Source organism: Pseudomonas sp. GCM10022186 (genome assembly GCF_042656385.1).
In the GTDB taxonomy this organism is placed as follows: Bacteria; Pseudomonadota; Gammaproteobacteria; order Pseudomonadales; family Pseudomonadaceae; genus Metapseudomonas.
Map to the genome: position 1 here is coordinate 74106 of NZ_JBHSOU010000047.1, position 16848 is coordinate 90953.

Annotated in this window: 19 protein-coding genes; 5 read left to right on the forward strand and 14 right to left on the reverse strand. The window is 65.3% G+C overall.

All coding sequences use genetic code 11. The features are described 5' to 3' along the window. Positions 1 to 985: OprD family outer membrane porin (locus tag ACFPU0_RS17035; protein ID WP_377694420.1), on the forward strand; the 985-nt coding region annotated here is incomplete at its 5' end. Between the two features lie 229 nt (positions 986 to 1214). Beyond that, positions 1215 to 1541 carry a hypothetical protein gene (locus ACFPU0_RS17040; protein ID WP_377694421.1) on the forward strand — a complete coding sequence of 109 codons (327 nt, stop codon included), beginning with the start codon at positions 1215 to 1217 and terminating at the stop codon, positions 1539 to 1541. 209 nt (positions 1542 to 1750) lie between these two features. Here the strand turns inward: ACFPU0_RS17040 and ACFPU0_RS17045 are convergent, their stop codons facing one another. From ACFPU0_RS17045 to ACFPU0_RS17070, 6 genes are read right to left on the reverse strand one after another with little or no spacing between them, the layout of a single operon-like run. Next, positions 1751 to 2404 carry an HAD family hydrolase gene (locus ACFPU0_RS17045; protein WP_377694422.1) on the reverse strand — a complete coding sequence of 218 codons (654 nt, stop codon included), beginning with the start codon at positions 2402 to 2404 and terminating at the stop codon, positions 1751 to 1753. Then, positions 2404 to 3393: an ABC transporter ATP-binding protein gene (locus tag ACFPU0_RS17050; RefSeq protein ID WP_377694424.1), complete on the reverse strand. Its 990-nt coding sequence runs from the start codon at positions 3391 to 3393 to the stop codon at positions 2404 to 2406. Before ACFPU0_RS17050 ends, ACFPU0_RS17045 begins: the two co-directional genes overlap by 1 nt. Beyond that, the gene (locus ACFPU0_RS17055) at positions 3390 to 4187 is read right to left on the reverse strand and encodes an ABC transporter permease (RefSeq protein ID WP_377694425.1); all 798 of its coding nucleotides are present in this window, start codon (positions 4185 to 4187) and stop codon (positions 3390 to 3392) included. Before ACFPU0_RS17055 ends, ACFPU0_RS17050 begins: the two co-directional genes overlap by 4 nt. Next, complete coding sequence (locus ACFPU0_RS17060; protein ID WP_377694426.1) at positions 4174 to 5016, reverse strand: ABC transporter permease; 843 nt, start codon at positions 5014 to 5016, stop codon at positions 4174 to 4176. The genes ACFPU0_RS17055 and ACFPU0_RS17060 overlap by 14 nt, the downstream gene beginning before the upstream one ends. Next, positions 5013 to 5819 carry an alkaline phosphatase family protein gene (locus ACFPU0_RS17065; protein WP_377694440.1) on the reverse strand — a complete coding sequence of 269 codons (807 nt, stop codon included), beginning with the start codon at positions 5817 to 5819 and terminating at the stop codon, positions 5013 to 5015. Before ACFPU0_RS17065 ends, ACFPU0_RS17060 begins: the two co-directional genes overlap by 4 nt. Further along, complete coding sequence (locus ACFPU0_RS17070) at positions 5819 to 6877, reverse strand: ABC transporter substrate-binding protein (protein WP_377694427.1); 1059 nt, start codon at positions 6875 to 6877, stop codon at positions 5819 to 5821. Before ACFPU0_RS17070 ends, ACFPU0_RS17065 begins: the two co-directional genes overlap by 1 nt. 301 nt (positions 6878 to 7178) lie before the next feature. On the opposite strand from ACFPU0_RS17070, the gene ACFPU0_RS17075 reads away from it, so the two are divergent. Then, complete coding sequence (locus ACFPU0_RS17075; RefSeq protein WP_377694428.1) at positions 7179 to 7895, forward strand: UTRA domain-containing protein; 717 nt, start codon at positions 7179 to 7181, stop codon at positions 7893 to 7895. 216 nt (positions 7896 to 8111) lie between these two features. Here ACFPU0_RS17075 and lpcA read toward each other — a convergent pair whose 3' ends face one another. From lpcA to minC, 7 genes are all read right to left on the reverse strand, one after another. Next, a complete protein-coding gene (gene lpcA, locus ACFPU0_RS17080) occupies positions 8112 to 8699 on the reverse strand; it encodes a D-sedoheptulose 7-phosphate isomerase (RefSeq protein ID WP_377694430.1) in 588 nt (195 codons plus the stop codon). Positions 8700 to 8716: 17 nt separating this feature from the next. Beyond that, entirely contained in the window at positions 8717 to 10006 is a 1290-nt protein-coding gene (locus ACFPU0_RS17085; RefSeq protein WP_377694431.1) for a M18 family aminopeptidase, read from the reverse strand. Positions 10007 to 10220: 214 nt separating this feature from the next. Next, positions 10221 to 10796 carry a class I SAM-dependent methyltransferase gene (locus tag ACFPU0_RS17090; RefSeq protein WP_377694432.1) on the reverse strand — a complete coding sequence of 192 codons (576 nt, stop codon included), beginning with the start codon at positions 10794 to 10796 and terminating at the stop codon, positions 10221 to 10223. 41 nt (positions 10797 to 10837) lie between these two features. Further along, on the reverse strand, positions 10838 to 11473 hold the full coding sequence (locus tag ACFPU0_RS17095; protein ID WP_377694433.1) for an RluA family pseudouridine synthase: 636 nt from the start codon (positions 11471 to 11473) through the stop codon (positions 10838 to 10840). Positions 11474 to 11530: 57 nt separating this feature from the next. Next, positions 11531 to 11785 carry a cell division topological specificity factor MinE gene (minE, locus tag ACFPU0_RS17100; RefSeq protein WP_280292442.1) on the reverse strand — a complete coding sequence of 85 codons (255 nt, stop codon included), beginning with the start codon at positions 11783 to 11785 and terminating at the stop codon, positions 11531 to 11533. Further along, a complete protein-coding gene (gene minD / locus ACFPU0_RS17105; RefSeq protein ID WP_377694434.1) occupies positions 11782 to 12597 on the reverse strand; it encodes a septum site-determining protein MinD in 816 nt (271 codons plus the stop codon). The genes minE and minD overlap by 4 nt, the downstream gene beginning before the upstream one ends. A gap of 100 nt (positions 12598 to 12697) precedes the next feature. Then, positions 12698 to 13444, reverse strand: coding sequence for a septum site-determining protein MinC (gene minC, locus ACFPU0_RS17110; protein WP_377694435.1), 747 nt, complete (start codon positions 13442 to 13444; stop codon positions 12698 to 12700). A gap of 120 nt (positions 13445 to 13564) precedes the next feature. On the opposite strand from minC, the gene ACFPU0_RS17115 reads away from it, so the two are divergent. Continuing rightward, positions 13565 to 14485 carry a lipid A biosynthesis lauroyl acyltransferase gene (locus tag ACFPU0_RS17115; RefSeq protein ID WP_377694436.1) on the forward strand — a complete coding sequence of 307 codons (921 nt, stop codon included), beginning with the start codon at positions 13565 to 13567 and terminating at the stop codon, positions 14483 to 14485. 37 nt (positions 14486 to 14522) lie between these two features. Then, on the forward strand, positions 14523 to 15725 hold the full coding sequence (locus ACFPU0_RS17120) for a patatin-like phospholipase family protein (protein ID WP_377694437.1): 1203 nt from the start codon (positions 14523 to 14525) through the stop codon (positions 15723 to 15725). Between the two features lie 52 nt (positions 15726 to 15777). Here the strand turns inward: ACFPU0_RS17120 and ACFPU0_RS17125 are convergent, their stop codons facing one another. After that, complete coding sequence (locus ACFPU0_RS17125) at positions 15778 to 16623, reverse strand: pirin family protein (protein ID WP_377694439.1); 846 nt, start codon at positions 16621 to 16623, stop codon at positions 15778 to 15780. Positions 16624 to 16848: the final 225 nt, after the last annotated feature.

The window sequence follows — 16848 nt, forward strand, 5'->3', positions numbered from 1 at the left end:
GGACGACTTCGGCAGCCTGGGGGTGACCGGCAAGCTGCGCATTTCCAAGACCGAGGCGCGCCTCGGCACCCTGCTGCCGAAGCTGCCGGTGGTGACCTACAACGACGGCCGCCTGCTGCCGCAGACCTTCGAGGGCGGGCAGGTCACCTCCAGCGAGATCGCCGGCCTGACCCTGGTCGGCGGCCAGCTGGAACACGCCAAGGGACGCAACTCCAGCGATGCCCGTGGCCTGTCCATCGCCGGCGCGAACAACGCCCGCACCGGCCAGTTCGTCAACAAGTTCTACTTCGCCGGCGGCGACTACAAGGTCAGCGATGCCCTGCTCGCGCAGTACTACTACGGCAACCTGGAAGACTTCTACCAGCAGCACTTCGTCGGCCTGACCCACAACTGGGCGCTGCCGGTGGGCGCGCTGAAGTCCGACCTGCGCTACTTCCACAGCGACTCCGACGGCAAGAACGGCAGCGTCGCCGGGCGGGCCGAAGGCTTCCGCAGCGCGGGCAACTGGGCCGCCAACGACCCGGACCGCTTCGAGGTGGACAACCGCACCTGGAGCGCCCTGTTCACCTACAGCCTCGGCGGTCACGCGGCCAGCCTGGGCTACCAGCAGGTGTCCGGCGACAGCGCCTTCCCCTTCCTCAACCAGGGCGACGGCGCCACCGCCTACCTGATCACCGACCGCCAGATCGGCAAGTTCCTCAGCGCCGGCGAGCGCACCTGGGTGGCCGAGTACGGCTATGACTTCGCCAAGCTCGGCGTGCCGGGGCTCAGGGCGCAGGCCACCTACCTCAAGGGCGACAACATCGAGACCCAGGCCAGCGACCAGGGCGAGTGGGAACGCGACTTGCGCCTGGATTACGTGCTGCAGAGCGGGCCGCTGAAAGGGCTGGGCGTGTCCTGGCGCAACGCCGCGCTGCGCAGCGACGCCGTGCGCGACCAGGACGAGAACCGCCTGATCCTCAGCTACACCCTGACGCTGTTGTAAGGGGGGTGGGCAGGCCTGCGGCCTGCTTGGCGAATGAATTCGCCCCTACAGGGTAGGTTTCGCCTAGCACGGATTGCTCCCCTCTCCCTCTGGGAGAGGGGCTGGGGGTGAGGGAGGCGCGATCCCGCTCGGTGCTTGGCCCAACCTACGGGGCCGCTGCGCGGCCCTTCGCGAATGAGTTCGCTCGACCATAATCAACGGCACGATCTTGCGACCCGGGGAGACATCGATGCGAGAAATTGCCGAATCCGATTGGAAAAAATACTCCAGGCTCCGGCCTGTCGCTCTGGAGCGCATGTGCCAGCGCATCCTCGATGAGTGTCAGGCCCTTTGCCTGGACTCGTCCCGCAGCGCCCATGAGCGCTATGGAGAGCTGTACCGGCTGATTCGGGAGCAAGACAAGCTTTTGGTGGCGGTCTTCGATCGATTCAGCCGCTCCTCTGCCCATGAGGGCTTGGTCAAGATGGCTTGCCAGGAACTGGTCACCGATGAGGAAGTGGCCCAATTCAGTCCCGAGTTTCAAAAGGGGGTCCTGAGCTGGCGTGATGGCCCGTGATCGAGTCTCAGATGTTGGCCCATGGGGCCGCTGCGCGGCCCTTCGCGAATGAATTCTTTCCCACAGGGCAATCGTAGGGTGGATCACGCTTCACCGATCCACCGACGGTGCCGAGCCTGGCCTCGCTGGTGGATGTGAAAAGCGACATCCACCGGCTTGTGCGGCCCTTTTCGCGAATGAATTCGCTCCTATAAGAAGAAGGGAGAGGTTCAGCGCCACTCCAGGATCGGCCAGCCCGCCTGCTCGGCATGGGCGCGCAGCGTCGGGTCGGGGTTGACCGTGTGGGGATTGGCCACCAGGGACAGCAGGGGCAGGTCGTTGCGGGAGTCGGAATAGAAGTAGGCGCCTTCCAGGTTTTCCCGGTGCTCTTCCAGCCAGGCATTCAGGCGGGTCACCTTGCCTTCGCGGTAGGTGAGTACGCCACGGGTGCGGCCGCTGTAGCAGCCGTGCTGTTCGTCCAGGTCGATGGCCAGCACCTCTTCCACACCGAGACGCTCGGCGATGGCGCTGACCAGGAAGTACGCCGACGCGGAGATCACCAGGATCCGGTCGCCCGCCTCACGGTGTTTCGCCAGGCAGCGCATGGCGTCGGAGTGGATCAATGGCTCGATGACGTCCTCGACGAAGGGCCCGACGACGAACTCCACCTCATCGGCGGTGCGCCCAACCAACGGCGACAGGCTGAAGGCCATGTAGTCTTCCATCGCCAGTTTGCCTTCGGCGTAGAGCGCCATGAGTTCGTGGTCCTTGCGGACGAAGGATTCCCCATCGACCCAGCCCAGCTCGGCCATGTACCCGCTCCACAGGCTGGCGCAGTCGCCGTCTATCAGGGTGTCGTCAAGATCGAAGATCGCCAGGGCCATCAGGCCACCTCCCGGATTGCATGGTCGTCGATGCACAGGCCAATGCGCTGGCCCTTGCGGTGCAGATCTTCGGCGGAGCGGTTGAGTACGTCCACCACCAGTTCGACGCCCCGGGCCTCGACCCGGTAGCGCACCACGTTGCCCAGCAGGCTGTGGCTGCGCACCTCGGCCTCGATGCCGCCGTCAGCGCTCAGGGTGATGGCTTCCGGGCGGATGGCGATGCGGCCGTTCACCGGACGCTGCAGCAGGCGGCTGGCGGTCTCGGCGTCGAGCAGGTTGTAGTTGCCGATGAAGCCGGCGGCGAAGGCATCCACCGGTGCGGTGTAGAGGGTTTCGGCGTCGCCGCTCTGGACGATGCGCCCGGCGTTCATCAGGAAGATGCGGTCGGACAGGGTCAGGGCTTCTTCCTGGTCATGGGTGACGAAGATGGTGGTCAGCCCCAGTTCCTGCTGGATGTGGCGGATCTGTTCGCGCAGGTGTTTGCGGATGCGCGCGTCCAGTGCCGACAGCGGCTCGTCCAGCAGCAGCAGGCGGGGGCGGGTGACCAGGGAGCGGGCCAGGGCCACCCGCTGGCACTGGCCACCGGAGAGCTGGTGCGGGTAGCGTGCGGCGAAGTCCTGCAGTTCCACCATGGCCAGGACGTCTTCGACCCGGCGGCGGCTGTCATCGGCCGAGACCTTCTGCATGCGCAGGCCGAAGGCGACGTTCTGCTGCACCGTCATGTTGGGAAACAGCGCGTAGCTCTGGAACACCATGCCGATGCCGCGCTTCTGCGGCGACAGCGGTACCAGGTCCTGGCCGCCCAGGAGGATCTGCCCGCCGTTGACCTCGGTGAGCCCAGCGATGCAGCGCAGCAGGGTGGACTTGCCGCAGCCGGAAGGGCCGAGCAGGGTGACGAATTCGCCCTTGCCGATCTCGCAGTGGATGTCGCTGAAAATGGCGGTCTGGCCATAGCTCTTGTGCAGGCCGCGGATGGAAAGAAAACTCATGCCTTGTCCTTGTTCAGACGGTTGGCTGCCCAGGTGAACAGCAGCACGAAGAAGAAGTACGAGATCACCAGGGCGCTGTTGAAGTGGCCGCTGCTGTTGCGCATGTTGTTCAGGTAGACCTGCAGGGTCTCGTAGCGGGTGCCCACCAGCAGGTTGGCGAAGACGAACTCGCCGAACAGAAAGGAGAACGACAGGAACAGCGACACCATCAGGCCCTTGCGCAGGTTCGGCAGCACCACCATGAAGGCCGCCCTCCAGGTGTTGGCGCCGAGCAGGTGGGCGGCATCCATCAGGTCGCGCAGGTTGATGGCCTGCAGGTTGTTGGTGATGGCGCGGTACATGAAGGGCAGGGCGATGGTGAAGAAGCAGCCGATCAGGATCCAGGGCGTGCCCACCATGGCCAGGGGCCCTGAGCCGTAAATCTGCAGCAGGCCCACCGAAGAGACCACCGGCGGTACCGCGAAGGGCAGCAGGATGAGGATGTTCATCAGCCCGTCGAGCCTGGGGAAGTGGTAGTTCACCACGAACAGCAGAGGCAGGATCAGCACCACCGACAGGGCCAGGGCACCGAAGCACACCAGCAGCGACTGGCCGAAGGCGGTGAGGAAACGCGCGTCGCTCCACAGCGCCAGGTACCACTTGAAGGTCAGGCCATCCGGCAGGATGGTCGCCGACCAGCTGGTGGACAGGGAGTAGAGCAGGGTTCCGGCCAGCGGCAGCAGCAGGATCAGGAACAGCAGCCAGACCACCACGCGGTGGTAAAGACTTCCACTGCGGACTTCAGCGCGCGACATGGTAGCTCCTCTTCAGCAGCCACTGGTGGACCACGGTGATCAGGGCCATCAGACCCACCAGGATCATCGCCAGGGCGCTGGCCAGGTTGGGGTTGAGGGCGATGTCGCCGGCGACCATGGCGGCGATGCGGATGGTCAGCACATTGAAGTTGCCGGTGGTCAGGGCGTAGACGGTGGCGTAGGCGCCCAGGGCATTGGCCAGCAGGATGACGAAGGTGCCCAGCAGCGCCGGGGTCAGTACCGGCAGGCCGATGTGTCGCCAGAATTGCCAGGGGCCGGCGCCGAGCAGCTCGGCGGATTCGCGCCAGTCCTCGCGCAGGGCGTCGAAGGCCGGGTAGAGCAGCAGCACGCCGAGGGGAATCTGGAAGTAGGTGTAGAGCACGATCAGGCCGGCCTTCGAATAGAGGTTGAAGTCCTCGATCAGGCCGGACTGCTTGAGCAGGATGGTCAGCGCGCCGTTGAAGCCAAGCAGGATGATGAAGGCGAAGGCCAGGGGCACGCCGGCGAAGTTGCTGGTCATGTTGGAAAAGGCCATGACGAAGTCGCGCAGCTTCGAATCCACCTTGCGTAACGAATAGCTGCCGATCACCGCGATGACGATGCCGAACAGGCTCGACCAGAAGGCGATCTGCAGGCTGTGCTTCATGGCCTGCAGGTAGAACTTCGAGCTGAACGCCCTGGCGAAGTTGCCCAGCCCCCAGCCTTCGGGTGTGTTCAGGCTGTTGATGGCGACCCAGACCAGCGGCGCGATCTGGAAGGCGATGAAGAACAGTGCGAAGGGCAGCAGGCAGAGCGCCGCCAGCCACTTGCCCCGCTTGGTGGTGTTCACTTGAGCAGCTCCCGGCACAAGGGCTTGTCATGGGCGACCCCGAGCAGCTCGCAGACGGTGCCGCAGAGCTCGGTCTGCTTCGGCTGTGCCGTAGCATCCAGGCTGAAGGCATTCCCCAGGACGAACAGCGGCACTTCCCGCTCCTCGGCCAGCAGGCCGTTGTGGGAACGGTCGTTGTTCATGCCGTGGTCGGCGGTCACCAGCACCTGGTAGCCGGCGTCCAGCCAAAGCTGTAGGTACTCGGCCAGGAGAATGTCGGCGCGTCGCGCGCTGTTGCGGTACTGGGGCGAGTCCAGGCCGTGCTTGTGGCCGGCGTCGTCCACGTTCATCGGATGTACCAGGAGGAAGTCCGGAGCGTGCCGCTGACGCAGGCTCTCGGCGTCGGCGAAGAGGTGCGAATCCGGGTAGTGGTCGGCGTAGTAGAAGTGGCCGTGCTGGATCGGCAGCTCTGGCGCCTCGGTATGGCGGTCGCGGGCGGCAATGAAGGGCGAGCGGTTGTACAGCTCGCTGACCCAGTGGTAGGCGGCGGCCGCGGTGGTGAGCCCGGCGGCGCTGGCGTAATGGAAGATGCTGCGTTCCTTCGACAGGCGCGACACGTCGTTGTGGACGATGCCGCTCGCAATGGGCGGCATGCCGGTGAGGATGCATTCGTAGAGTGGGCGGGACAGCGCCGGCAGCTCGCACTGGAGTTTGTACAAGGCGGCCCGGCCGGCCCCGCAGTAGGCCTGCAGGTGGCCCAGCGCATGCCGGGCCACCTCGTAGTTCAGGCCATCCAGCAGAACGAGGATGACTTTGTGCTTCATCATTCCATCTCGATGATCACGTGTTCCTGCCACAGCTGCGGCAGCGCCTTGGAAGTGGCTTCCCAGGCCTTGGCGTCCTTGATCGGCTGGACCTTGGCGTACTGCTCGTTGGGCAGCAGCTTGGCCTTGACCTCGGCCGGCAGGGTCAGGTGCTCGGCGCGGATCGGCCGGGCGTTGCCCTTGGCCAGGTTGATCTGGCCGGCGTCGCTGAGGATGTACTCGCGGGTCAGCTTCGCCGCGTTGGGGTTCTTCGCGTACTTGTTGATGATGGTGGTGTAGCCGGAGATCACCGAGCCGTCTGAAGGAATCAGCACGTCGAAGCGGCTGGGGTCGATCTGGTCGCGGTAGGACAGGCCGTTGAAGTCCCAGACGATGCCCACTTCCACTTCGCCCTTCTCCAGGGTCTGGATGGTGGGGTTGGACAGGGACAGGCGGCCCTGCTTGGCGATCTCGGCGAAGAAGTCCAGGCCCGGCTGGATGTTCTTCTCGTTACCGCCATTGGCGATGGCCGCGGCCAGCACGCCATTGACCGCCTGGGCGGCGGCGCTGACGTCGCCGATGGCGACCTTGTACTTGCCGGTCTTCAGGTCGGCCCAGGATCTGGGCGACTCCTTGACCAGCTGCTTGTTGACGATGAAGGCGATGGAGCCGGTATAGGCCAGCATCCAGTGGCCGTCCGCATCCTTGGCCCAGTCGGGGATCTGCGCCCAGGTGCTCGGTTTGTAGGGCTGGGTCACGCCTTGCTGGACGGCGATGGGGCCGAAGGCCGCGCCGACGTCGCCGATATCGGCGGTGGCGTTGTCCTTCTCGGCGGCGAACTTGGCGATTTCCTGGGCCGAGCTCATGTCGGTGTCGACGTGCTTCAGACCATAGAGCTTGCCGAGGTCGAGCCAGGTGTCCTTCCAGTTGGCCCAGCTGTCAGGCATGCCCACGCTGTTCACGGTGCCTTCCTTGCGGGCGGCTTGTTCGAGGCTCTTCAGATCTGCGTCGCTTGCCATGGCCTGGGTCCCCAGGGCGATGGCCGTTCCCATCAGTGAAGCCAGCAACAGGCGTTTCATGTGAAGCTCCTTAGCAGGTTTGGAGGTTGGTCTAGATCAGCAAGACCCAGGCCAAATCTAAAAGCCTTGGATGACGGTTTGATTTCAGGGTCGCCACCCGGTCCGGCAGCGGCAGACGCCTGAAAAGCGTAGACCATGGCCAAGTGGCTGATTCGGAAGGCGGTCGCTATTGGCGATGGCATGGCGCATGCAGGCGTGCCTGACTGTCATCCGACAGTCATCTAGGCTGCCTAGGATGGCCGGCAAAACCGGCCATGATGCACCCGGGTGGTGCTGGTCTATTCCAGATTGGAGTCTTTCGATGCGCGACGAGGCGCCCCGCACCCTGACCGCCATCTGCAGCGCCCTGCAGGAGCAGATCGAACACGGCCTGTTGCCCCATGGCAGCAAGCTGCCCGCCGAGCGCAAGCTGAGCGAGTTGTTCGACACGACCCGCATCACCCTGCGCGAAGCCCTGGGGCAACTGGAAGCCCAGGGGCTGATCTACCGCGAGGAGCGCCGTGGCTGGTTCGTCTCGCCGCCGAGGCTCGCCTACAACCCGCTGGTGCGCAGCCACTTCCACGCCATGGTGGCCGAGCAGGGCAGGGTGCCCGCCACTGAAGTGCTGGGGGCCAGGCTCATTCCGGCCAGCGTGGAAGTCTGCGAGCTGCTGGAGCTGCCGGCCCTTTCCAGCGTCTACCAGATCCGCCGGGTCCGCCGGGTGGACGGGCGCCTGGTGCTCTATGTGGAGCACTACCTGAACCCGGCCTACTTTCCCGGGATCATCGACTTCGACCTGACCCGCTCGCTGACCGACCTCTATGCCAGCGAGTACGGCATCCGCTACGGCCGGGTGCGTTTCGACATGGTACCCACCGCCCTGCATCCGGAAGCGGCCGCGCCGCTCAAGGTGTCAGCCGGCAGCCCGGCGCTGCGCATCACCCGCATCAACCGCGACCAGCATGGGCGGCTGATCGACTGCGACCTGGAGTTCTGGCGGCACGACGCGATCCATGTGAGCGTGGAAGTGCCGGAGTAAGGCGAAGGGCCGACAAGAGCGCTGAAGGCTGAACGAAAAAACGGCGCGATACCCGTAGGTTGGGTAGAGGAACGAAACCCGACATCCCCTGGCCGACGCCGCGGTCGTTGGGCCTCGCTGCGCTCGGACCAGCGTGGCCTGCACCAACCTACGGAAACGGGGCGGCTGCGCCTCCCTTGGCGAATGAATTCGCCCCTACAGGGAAGCGAATGCAGATCAGGCGTAATTCTCGGGGCTGAGCTTGCGCTCCACCAGCTCGATCAGGATATGCAGCACCTTGATGTGCAGTTCCTGCACGCGGTCGGCGAAGTCGCCGCCGGGGGCGCAGATGCACACGTCGGCCAGGGCTTCCAGCGCCGAGCCGGGCTTGCCGGTGAGGGCCACCACCTTCACGCCCAAGGCGCGGGCGGCTTCGGCGGCCTTGATCACGTTGGGGCTCTTGCCGCTGGTGCTGATGGCGATCAGCACGTCACCGGCACGGCCGTGGGACTCGATGTAGCGGGAGAAAATATGGTCGTAGCCGAAGTCGTTGGCGACGCAGCTGATATGGCTGGCGTCGCTGATGGAAATGGCCGCAATGCCTGGGCGATTCTTGCGGTAGCGGCCGGTCAGCTCCTCGGCGAAGTGCATGGCATCGCACATGGAGCCGCCGTTGCCGCAGGAAAACGCCTTGCCCTTGTTCTCGAAGCTCTCGACCAGGAGTTCCGCCGCACGCTCGACGCTTTTCAGGGCCTGCTCGTTGGCGATGAAGTTGTCCAGGGCGGTCCTGGCTTCCTCCAGGCTGTTGCGGATATGGCTGAGCATGCGGGGTTCCTTCCGGGTCAGGGCAGGTCGTGGCTGGAGTAGAAGGCGGCCAGCACCTTCACCAGGTGGGCCAGGTCGTGGCTGCCGGCCAGTTCGCGGATGGAGTGCATGGCGAAGGTCGGCAGGCCGATATCCACGGTGCGCACCCCCAGCTGGCTGGCGGTGATGGGGCCGATGGTGGAGCCGCACCCCATGTCGCTGCGGGTCACGAAGCTCTGCACCGGCACTTCGTTCTCCAGGCAGAGGTGGCGGAAGAAACCGGCGGTTTCGCTGTTGGTGGCGTAGCGCTGGTTGCTGTTGACCTTGATCACCGGGCCGGCGTTGAGTTTCGGGCCGTGGTTGCCGTCGTGCTTGTCGGCGTAGTTGGGGTGCACGCCATGGGCATTGTCGGCGGACACCAGCAGCGAGCGCTGGATCACCCGGGCGAAAGCGTCGCCCTCGGGCAGCACGCGGCGCAGGATCTGTTCCAGCATCGGGCCGTCGGCGCCGCAGGCGGAGCAGGAGCCCACTTCCTCGTGGTCGGTGCAGACCAGCACGCAGCTCTCGTCGGCCTCGGCGGCCAGCAGCGCCTGCAGGCCGGCATAGCAGGACAGCAGGTTGTCCAGGCGCGCGCCGGCGATGAAGTCGCCGTCCAGGCCGATGACCGCGGCACTCTGGGTGTCGTAGAAGGACAGTTCGTAATCCAGCACGGCGTCGGCGGCCACGCCATGTTCCAGGGTCAGTTGCTCGGCCAGCAGGTCGCGGAAGTCGCGGGCTTCGCCGGCGGCGAGTTGCGCCAGGATCGGCGGCAATTCGGTCTGGGCGTTGATGGCCCAGCCCTGGTTGGCCTCACGGTTGAGGTGGATGGCCAGGTTGGGGATCACGGCGATGGGCGCCTGGAAGTCGACCAGCTGGCTTTCCACCATGCCGGCGGCACGGTAGGTGACGCGGCCGGCGATGGACAGGTCGCGGTCGAACCAGGGCGCGAGCAGCGCGCCGCCATAGACTTCGACACCCAGTTGCCAGAACCCCTGCTTGTGCAGTTCCGGGTTCGGCTTGACCCGCAGGCAGGGGCTGTCGGTGTGGGCGCCGACCAGGCGCAGGCCGCCTTCCAGCACCGGGCGCTTGCCCAGCTTGATGGCGACTATGGAGGAGTCGTTGCGGGTCACGTAATAACGGCCACCGCTTTCGATGCGCCAGGCCTCGCGTTCATCGAGATGCACATAGCCGGCAGCCTCCAGGCGCTTGGCCAGGCTGCGGGTGGCATGGAAGGGGGTGGGCGAGGCCTTGAGAAAATCGATCAGGCCCTGGTTCAACTCTTCGCGCATTGTGGGACTCCGGACAGCAGTGGCCGGGAGTTTATCCCATCGCTGCGGAGGATTAGGAGGGCGGTCGGCGGTGAATTTTTGCTAACAGGCCAATAGCCGGGGCCTGGTTGTGGGGATTCCATGTCAATCGGTGCGTAGGGTGGACCACGCTTCACCGGTCCACCAAGCGCGGCCAGGCCTGACTCCGCTGGTGGATAGAAAAGCGCTATCCAGCCTACAGGCGCCGGGCGACCACCGAGAACAGGTGCCAGTGCTTGTTGCGGCCCTTGGCGGTGATGCCGTCTTCTTCCTTTTCTTCCAGCATCAGCACGTCCCAGCCAGCCAGGAACTCTTCCAGTTGTCGGCGGCGCAGGATGGTGATGCCGTTGTCGGCCCAGTCGTCCCGCTCGCCGAACAGGTGGCCGGCGAACAGGCCGCCGGCGGGCAGTGCCCCGCAGATGCCTTGCCACAGGCCGGGGAAAGCGGCGGGCGGGCAGAGGGGCAGGGCGAAGCTGGAGTTGATCAGGTCGGCGGCGGGAAGCTGCATGGATTCGAATCGGCAGCAGCGGCTGGTCAGGTGCGGGCGGTGGCGTTCGTCGAGCTGGGCGTCGAGACGGGCCAGGGCCTCGGGTTCGGCGTCCACCGCCAGCACCTGCCAGCCGCGCCGGAGCAGTTCCAGGGTGTCGCGGCCGGCGCCGCAGCCCAGGTCCAGGGCGTGGCCGGGCGGCCCGTCCCAGCTTTCCAGGGCGGTGAGCAGGGTGAAGCGGGCGGGTTGGCCTTCGGTCGCGTTGTAGAACTCGGTGAAGCTCATGATTTCCCCGAATAACGCTGAGTCTTTTTCTTGAGCCTAGGTCAGAACGGCGCAGGACACTCGAATCGAAGGCGTTCACCCGTCCGGGGATGGGTCAGGCAGAGCAGGCTGGCATGCAGGCAGAGACGGTCGTGGGCGGCCAGGGCCTCGGGATTGGCGTACAGGCGGTCGCCCAGCAGCGGATGGCCGATGGACAGCATGTGCACGCGCAACTGGTGCGAGCGCCCGGTGATGGGGGTCAGCTCGACGCGGCTGTAGTGGCCGCAGCGTTCGATCACCCGCCAGAAGGTCAGGGCGTGGCGGCCTTGCTCGAAGTCCACCACATGGCGCGGCTTGGTCGGCGGGTCGTAGCGCAGGGGCAGTTCGATACGGCCACTGTCCAGTTCCGGCTCGCCCCAGCAGAGGGCGGTGTAGGCCTTCTCGGTTTCGCGGTCATGGAACTGGCGGGACAGCTCGCGGTGGCTGTCGGCGTCGCGGGCCAGGACGATCAGGCCGGAGGTTTCCCAGTCCAGGCGGTGGACGATGCGTGCCTCGGGATAGCCGTTTTCCTGCAGGCGGGTGATCAGGCAGTCCTTGTTGTCGTCGGTGCGCCCCGGCACCGAGAGCAGGAGTGTCGGCTTGTTGACCACCAGCAGGGCGTCGTCCTGGTGGATGAGTTGGATCTGGGAAAGCGGCATTGGGTATCCCACAAACGCAGACGGCGGCCGAAGCCGCCGTCTTTGACTATTGCTCGATCAACGATCGGGCAGGGTAATGTTCAACTCGAGGATCGAGCAGTTGCCCTGATCCTCCAGCAAGACCTGGACCTGCTCCTGGTCGATGTCGACATACTTGCGAATCACGTCCACGAGTTCTTTCTGCAGGGCCGGCAGGTAGTCCGGCTGGCTGCGTTGACCACGCTCGTGGGCGACGATGATCTGGAGTCGTTCCTTAGCGATCGAAGCGCTGTTCTGCTTCTTCCGCTCGCGAAAGAAGTCGAAAATGTTCATTCACGGCCTCCGAACAGGCGTTGTAAGAGTCCTTTCTTCTGCACGTCGAGGAAGCGGTGAGGCAGCTCCTTTCCGAGCAGACGATCGACGGAATCGCTGTACGCCTGGCCGGCGTCGCTCTGGTCGTCGAGGATGACCGGGATACCCTGGTTGGAGGCCTTGAGCACCGCCTGGGATTCCGGAATGACACCGAGCAGGTTGATGGCGAGGATTTCCTCGACGTCGTCGACGCCGAGCATTTCGCCCTTGGTGACGCGCTCGGGGTTGTAGCGGGTCAGCAGCAGGCGTTCCTTGATCGGATCCTGGCCTTTTTCAGCACGGCGGGACTTGCTGGCCAGCAGGCCGAGCATACGGTCGGAGTCACGTACGGAGGAGACTTCCGGGTTGGTCACGACGATCGCTTCGTCGGCGTAGTACATGGCCAGGTGGGCGCCCTTCTCGATACCGGCCGGCGAGTCGCAGACCACGTATTCGAAGGTCTGGGACAGCTCCTCGATGACCTTGCCGACGCCTTCGAGGGTCAGGGCGTCCTTGTCGCGGGTCTGGCTGGCAGCCAGGACGTAGAGGTTTTCCAGGCGCTTGTCCTTGATCAGGGCCTGGGTGAGGGTCGCTTCGCCGTTGATGACGTTGACGAAGTCGTACACCACGCGGCGTTCGCAACCCATGATCAGGTCCAGGTTACGCAGGCCGACGTCGAAGTCGACGATGACTGTCTTGTGACCGCGCAGTGCGAGACCGGTACCGATGGCGGCGCTGGTGGTGGTTTTACCCACACCACCCTTGCCGGACGTGACAACGAGGATCTTGGCCAAGGTGATTCACCCCAAAAGATAAGAAAATCGGGAAGTTATCGGCCCATCCAGGCCGCTCCAGCTTCCCTTTCAGTTCCCTGAAAATTCGCGGCAGTATCCGTTAAAGGCGGGTGATGTTCAACACGTCTCCCGACAGGCTGACTTGTACCTGCTGGCCCCATAAGGGGTCGCGCCGCAGGTCGTCGGCAACCTTGTACTGGCCGGCCACGGATACCAGCTCCGCGGCCAGTTGGCGGCAGAAGATGCGCGCCTTGGTATCGCCCTTGATGCCGGCCAGGGCTCGGCCGCGCATGGGACCGTACACATGGATGTTGCCGTCGGCGAGAAGTTCCGCACCAGGGCTGACCGCGGCCAGCACCACCAGGTCGCCGCCAGGAGCATAGACCTGTTGGCCACCACGCACCGGGGTGGTGATGACTTTCGTCGGTTGCACCTCGGGCTTGGGCGGCTCGGCCGGCTGCTCGGCTTTTTTCTTGGCCACGGGTTCCACCGGATCGATGGGGCGTTCGCGGGCGCCGGATGGTGGCAATACCGGGATGTCCAGGGCGTCGGCGGCCTTGATGTGCTCTTCGCGGCTGGCGCGGATGGCCAGGGTGCGCAGGCCGTGGCGGCGGCAGATGTCCAGCAGCGCGGGGAGGTCCAGGGCCGGCTCGCCCTCGGGCAGCTTGTCCAGCGCCATCACCAGCGGGGTGTTCCGGAAGAAGTTGGGGGCCTGGGCGACTTTCTCGTCCAGTTGCCGGTCGAGGCGTTCGAGGTCGTAGTGCGCCAGTTCCATCACGGTGATGGCGAGCATGCTGCCCTTGAGCTGGAACACGGGGTCTTGGTCGAGAAAGTCGGCTTGGCTCATGGTCTGCCTGCAATCGTGAATGGCGAGGACTTATAGCGAGATCGCCCGGCGCTAGCAAGCCGGAGGGGTCGGCGCATTTCGAGTAGAATGCGCGGTTTTCTCGCTCAAGCGGATTCAGAGATGGATAGACCTCAATTTCGCCCACAGTTCCTCCACCCGCGTTATTGGGTGCTGTGGCTGGGCCTGGGCCTGCTCTGGCTGATCACCTTGCTGCCTTACCGGGTGCAGCTGGGCCTGGGCCGCGTGCTGGGGGCGCTGATGCTGCGGGTGGCCGGTTCGCGACGGAAGATTGCCCGACGGAACCTGGAGTTGTGTTTCCCGGAACTGTCCAGCGCCGAGCGCGAGCGTCTCCTGCGGGAGAACTTCGCCTCCACCGGCATCGCCTTCTTCGAGATGGCCATGAGCTGGTGGTGGCCCAAGCCCCGCCTGGCACGACTGTCCCATATCGAGGGGCTGGAGCATCTGCAGAATGCCCAGGCCCAGGGGCAGGGGGTGATTCTCATGGCCCTGCACTTCACCACCCTGGAGATCGGCGCCGCGCTGCTGGGCCAGGTGCATACCATCGACGGCATGTACCGCGAGCACAAGAACGCGTTGTTCGACTTCATCCAGCGTCGCGGCCGCGAGCGCCACAACCTGGATGCCTCCGCCATCGAGCGCGAGGATGTGCGCGCCATGCTCAAGGTGCTGCGCGCCGGCCGCGCCATCTGGTATGCGCCTGATCAGGACTATGGCCGCAAGCAGAGCCTGTTCGTGCCGCTGTTCGGCATCGAGGCGGCCACCGTCACCGCCACCACCAAGTTCGCCCGCCTGGGCCGCGCCATCGTCCTGCCCTTCACCCAGCGCCGCCTGGAGGATGGTTCCGGCTACCGCCTGGTGATCCATCCGCCGCTGGCCGATTTCCCCGGGGAAACCGAGGAGGCCGATTGCCTGCGTATCAACCAGTGGGTGGAGGGGGCGGTGCGCGAGTGCCCCGAGCAGTACCTCTGGGCCCATCGCCGCTTCAAGACCCGCCCGGAGGGGGCGCCGAAGCTTTACTGAAACCTATACTCGGAACAGAACGCCCGGAGTGTCGTCCATGGACGTAACCGCTACCACCCAGAAGCCCGTGACCGGGCTGATTCTCTCCGGTGGCGGTTCGCGGGCGGCCTACCAGGTGGGGGTGCTGGGCGCCATCGCCGACCTGCTGCCGGATGCCGCCTGCAACCCTTTTCCCGTGATCGTGGGCACCTCCGCCGGGGCGGTGAACGCCGTCGGCCTGGCCTGCGGAGCGTTGCATTTCAGCCAGGCGATCCGCCGCCTCAACAGCGTCTGGCAGGGTTTCCATTGCGGGCAGATCTACCGGAGCGACTGGCCCGGCGTCTTGCGCCAGAGTTCGCGCTTCTTCGGTCACAATCTGCTCGGGCTGGGTCGGGACATTCCGGCGGCGCTGCTGGACAACGCTCCCCTGCGCGAGCTCCTGCAACGTGAGCTGGACTTCTCGGGGATCTCCGCCGCGGTGCGTAGCCGCCAGCTGCGGGCCGTGGCGGTGACCGCCTTCGGCTACGAGACCGGCCAGGCGGTGACCTTCTACCAGGGCCGCGCCACCATCGAACCCTGGTATCGGCACCGCCGCGTCGGCGTGCCGACCCGCCTGGACGTCGAGCACCTGATGGCCAGCGCGGCGATTCCCATGCTGTTCCCCGCGGTGCGCCTGGGCCGCGAGTATTTCGGCGACGGTGCGGTGCGCCAGACGGCGCCCATCAGCCCGGCGCTGCACCTGGGGGCCAGCCGGGTGCTGGTGGTGGGGGTGAGCGGCAATCCGCTGGGCATGAACCCCTCCCAGGAGGTGGTGCAGCCCCAGGGCGGACGGCCACCGACCCTGGCGCAGATCGGCGGGCACCTGCTGAACAGCACCTTCATCGACAACCTGGAAAGCGACATCGAACTGCTGGAACGGATCAACCGCATGAGCAGGGCCATCCCGGCGCAAGCCAGGCCGCGCAATCTCAGTTCGAAACAGGTGGACGTTCTGGTGATCTCGCCGAGCCGGCCGCTGGATGAGATCGCGGCGCGGCATCGACGGGAGATGCCGCGCGCCATCCGCACCTTCCTGCGCGGCCCCGGGGCGACCCGGGCCAGCGGTGCGGGGGTGCTCAGCTACCTGCTGTTCGAGCCTGGCTATTGCAACGAACTGATCGAACTGGGCTACCAGGACGCCATGGCCAAGCGCGACGAGCTGCAGAGCTTCCTCGGCCTGGAGACGGCACCGGTGCATCCGCAGGTCGTACCCGCCGTTTGAGTCGGGTGGGCCGGGCGGCGCTCCGCTTCAGCCCACCGCCATGCGAAGCACCTCAGGCACCAAAGCGTCCATCGCGGTAATCCCGCAGCGCCTGCTCGATCTCTTCCCGCGTGTTCATCACGAAGGGACCGTACTGGACTATGGGTTCGCCCAGCGGGCGACCGGCCAGCAGCAGGACCTTGGCGCCCCCATCACTGGCCATTTCCACCGCGCCCGTCTCGGAGAGGCGTGCCAGGCGGCCCTTGCCGATGGGGTGGCCGTTGACGTGCAACTCACCCTCGTAGACGTAGAGCATCACCCGCAACCCCTCGGCCAGTCGCGGGGATACCCGGCTACCGGCGGGGAGATGCAGGTCGAAGATTTGAGGTTCGCTATGCGGGCGCTGCACCGCGCCGGGCTGGCTCAGCGCGCCCTCTTCGAAGCGGCCGGCGATCACCAGCGCCTCGACGCCTGCGTCGGTATGCACGCGGGGAATCTCCGCCGGGTCGAAGTCGCGGTAGCCGGGGTCGCCCATCTTGTCCTTGGCCGGCAGGTTGAGCCAGATCTGGAAGCCGCGCATCACGCCTTCCTCCTGTTCCGGCATCTCGCTGTGGATGATGCCGCGGGCAGCGGTCATCCACTGTACGCCGCCGTTCTGCAGCAGCCCGCTGTTGCCCAGGTGATCCTCATGACGCATACGGCCTTCGATCATGTAGGTGATGGTCTCGAAGCCACGGTGCGGGTGTGGCGGGAAGCCGGCGACATAGTCGTCCGGGTTGGCCGAACCGAACTCGTCGAGCATCAGGAAGGGATCGAAGCGCGGCACGCCCTGTTCGGCGAAGACCCGGGTCAGGTTGACCCCGGCACCGTCCGAGGCGGGTTGGCCGGGGCGTTGTTCGAGAATCTGGCGATGGCTCATCTGGACCTCCTCAAGGTTGAGATGGGTTCGATGTTACGCCAGAAAATCGAATCAATTGTGCGTTATTTTGCTCTGTTTATATCGATTGACTAGATATTAAGGGGTCGCGATCTGCTCTTTCTGTAGATCCTATGCAAAGGCCGCCCGCACGCCGATTCTTAATCCGGGGGATAGAAGGTTTGGCCCAGAGGAGGAATCGACATGCGGACGGCCTACGTTGAACAG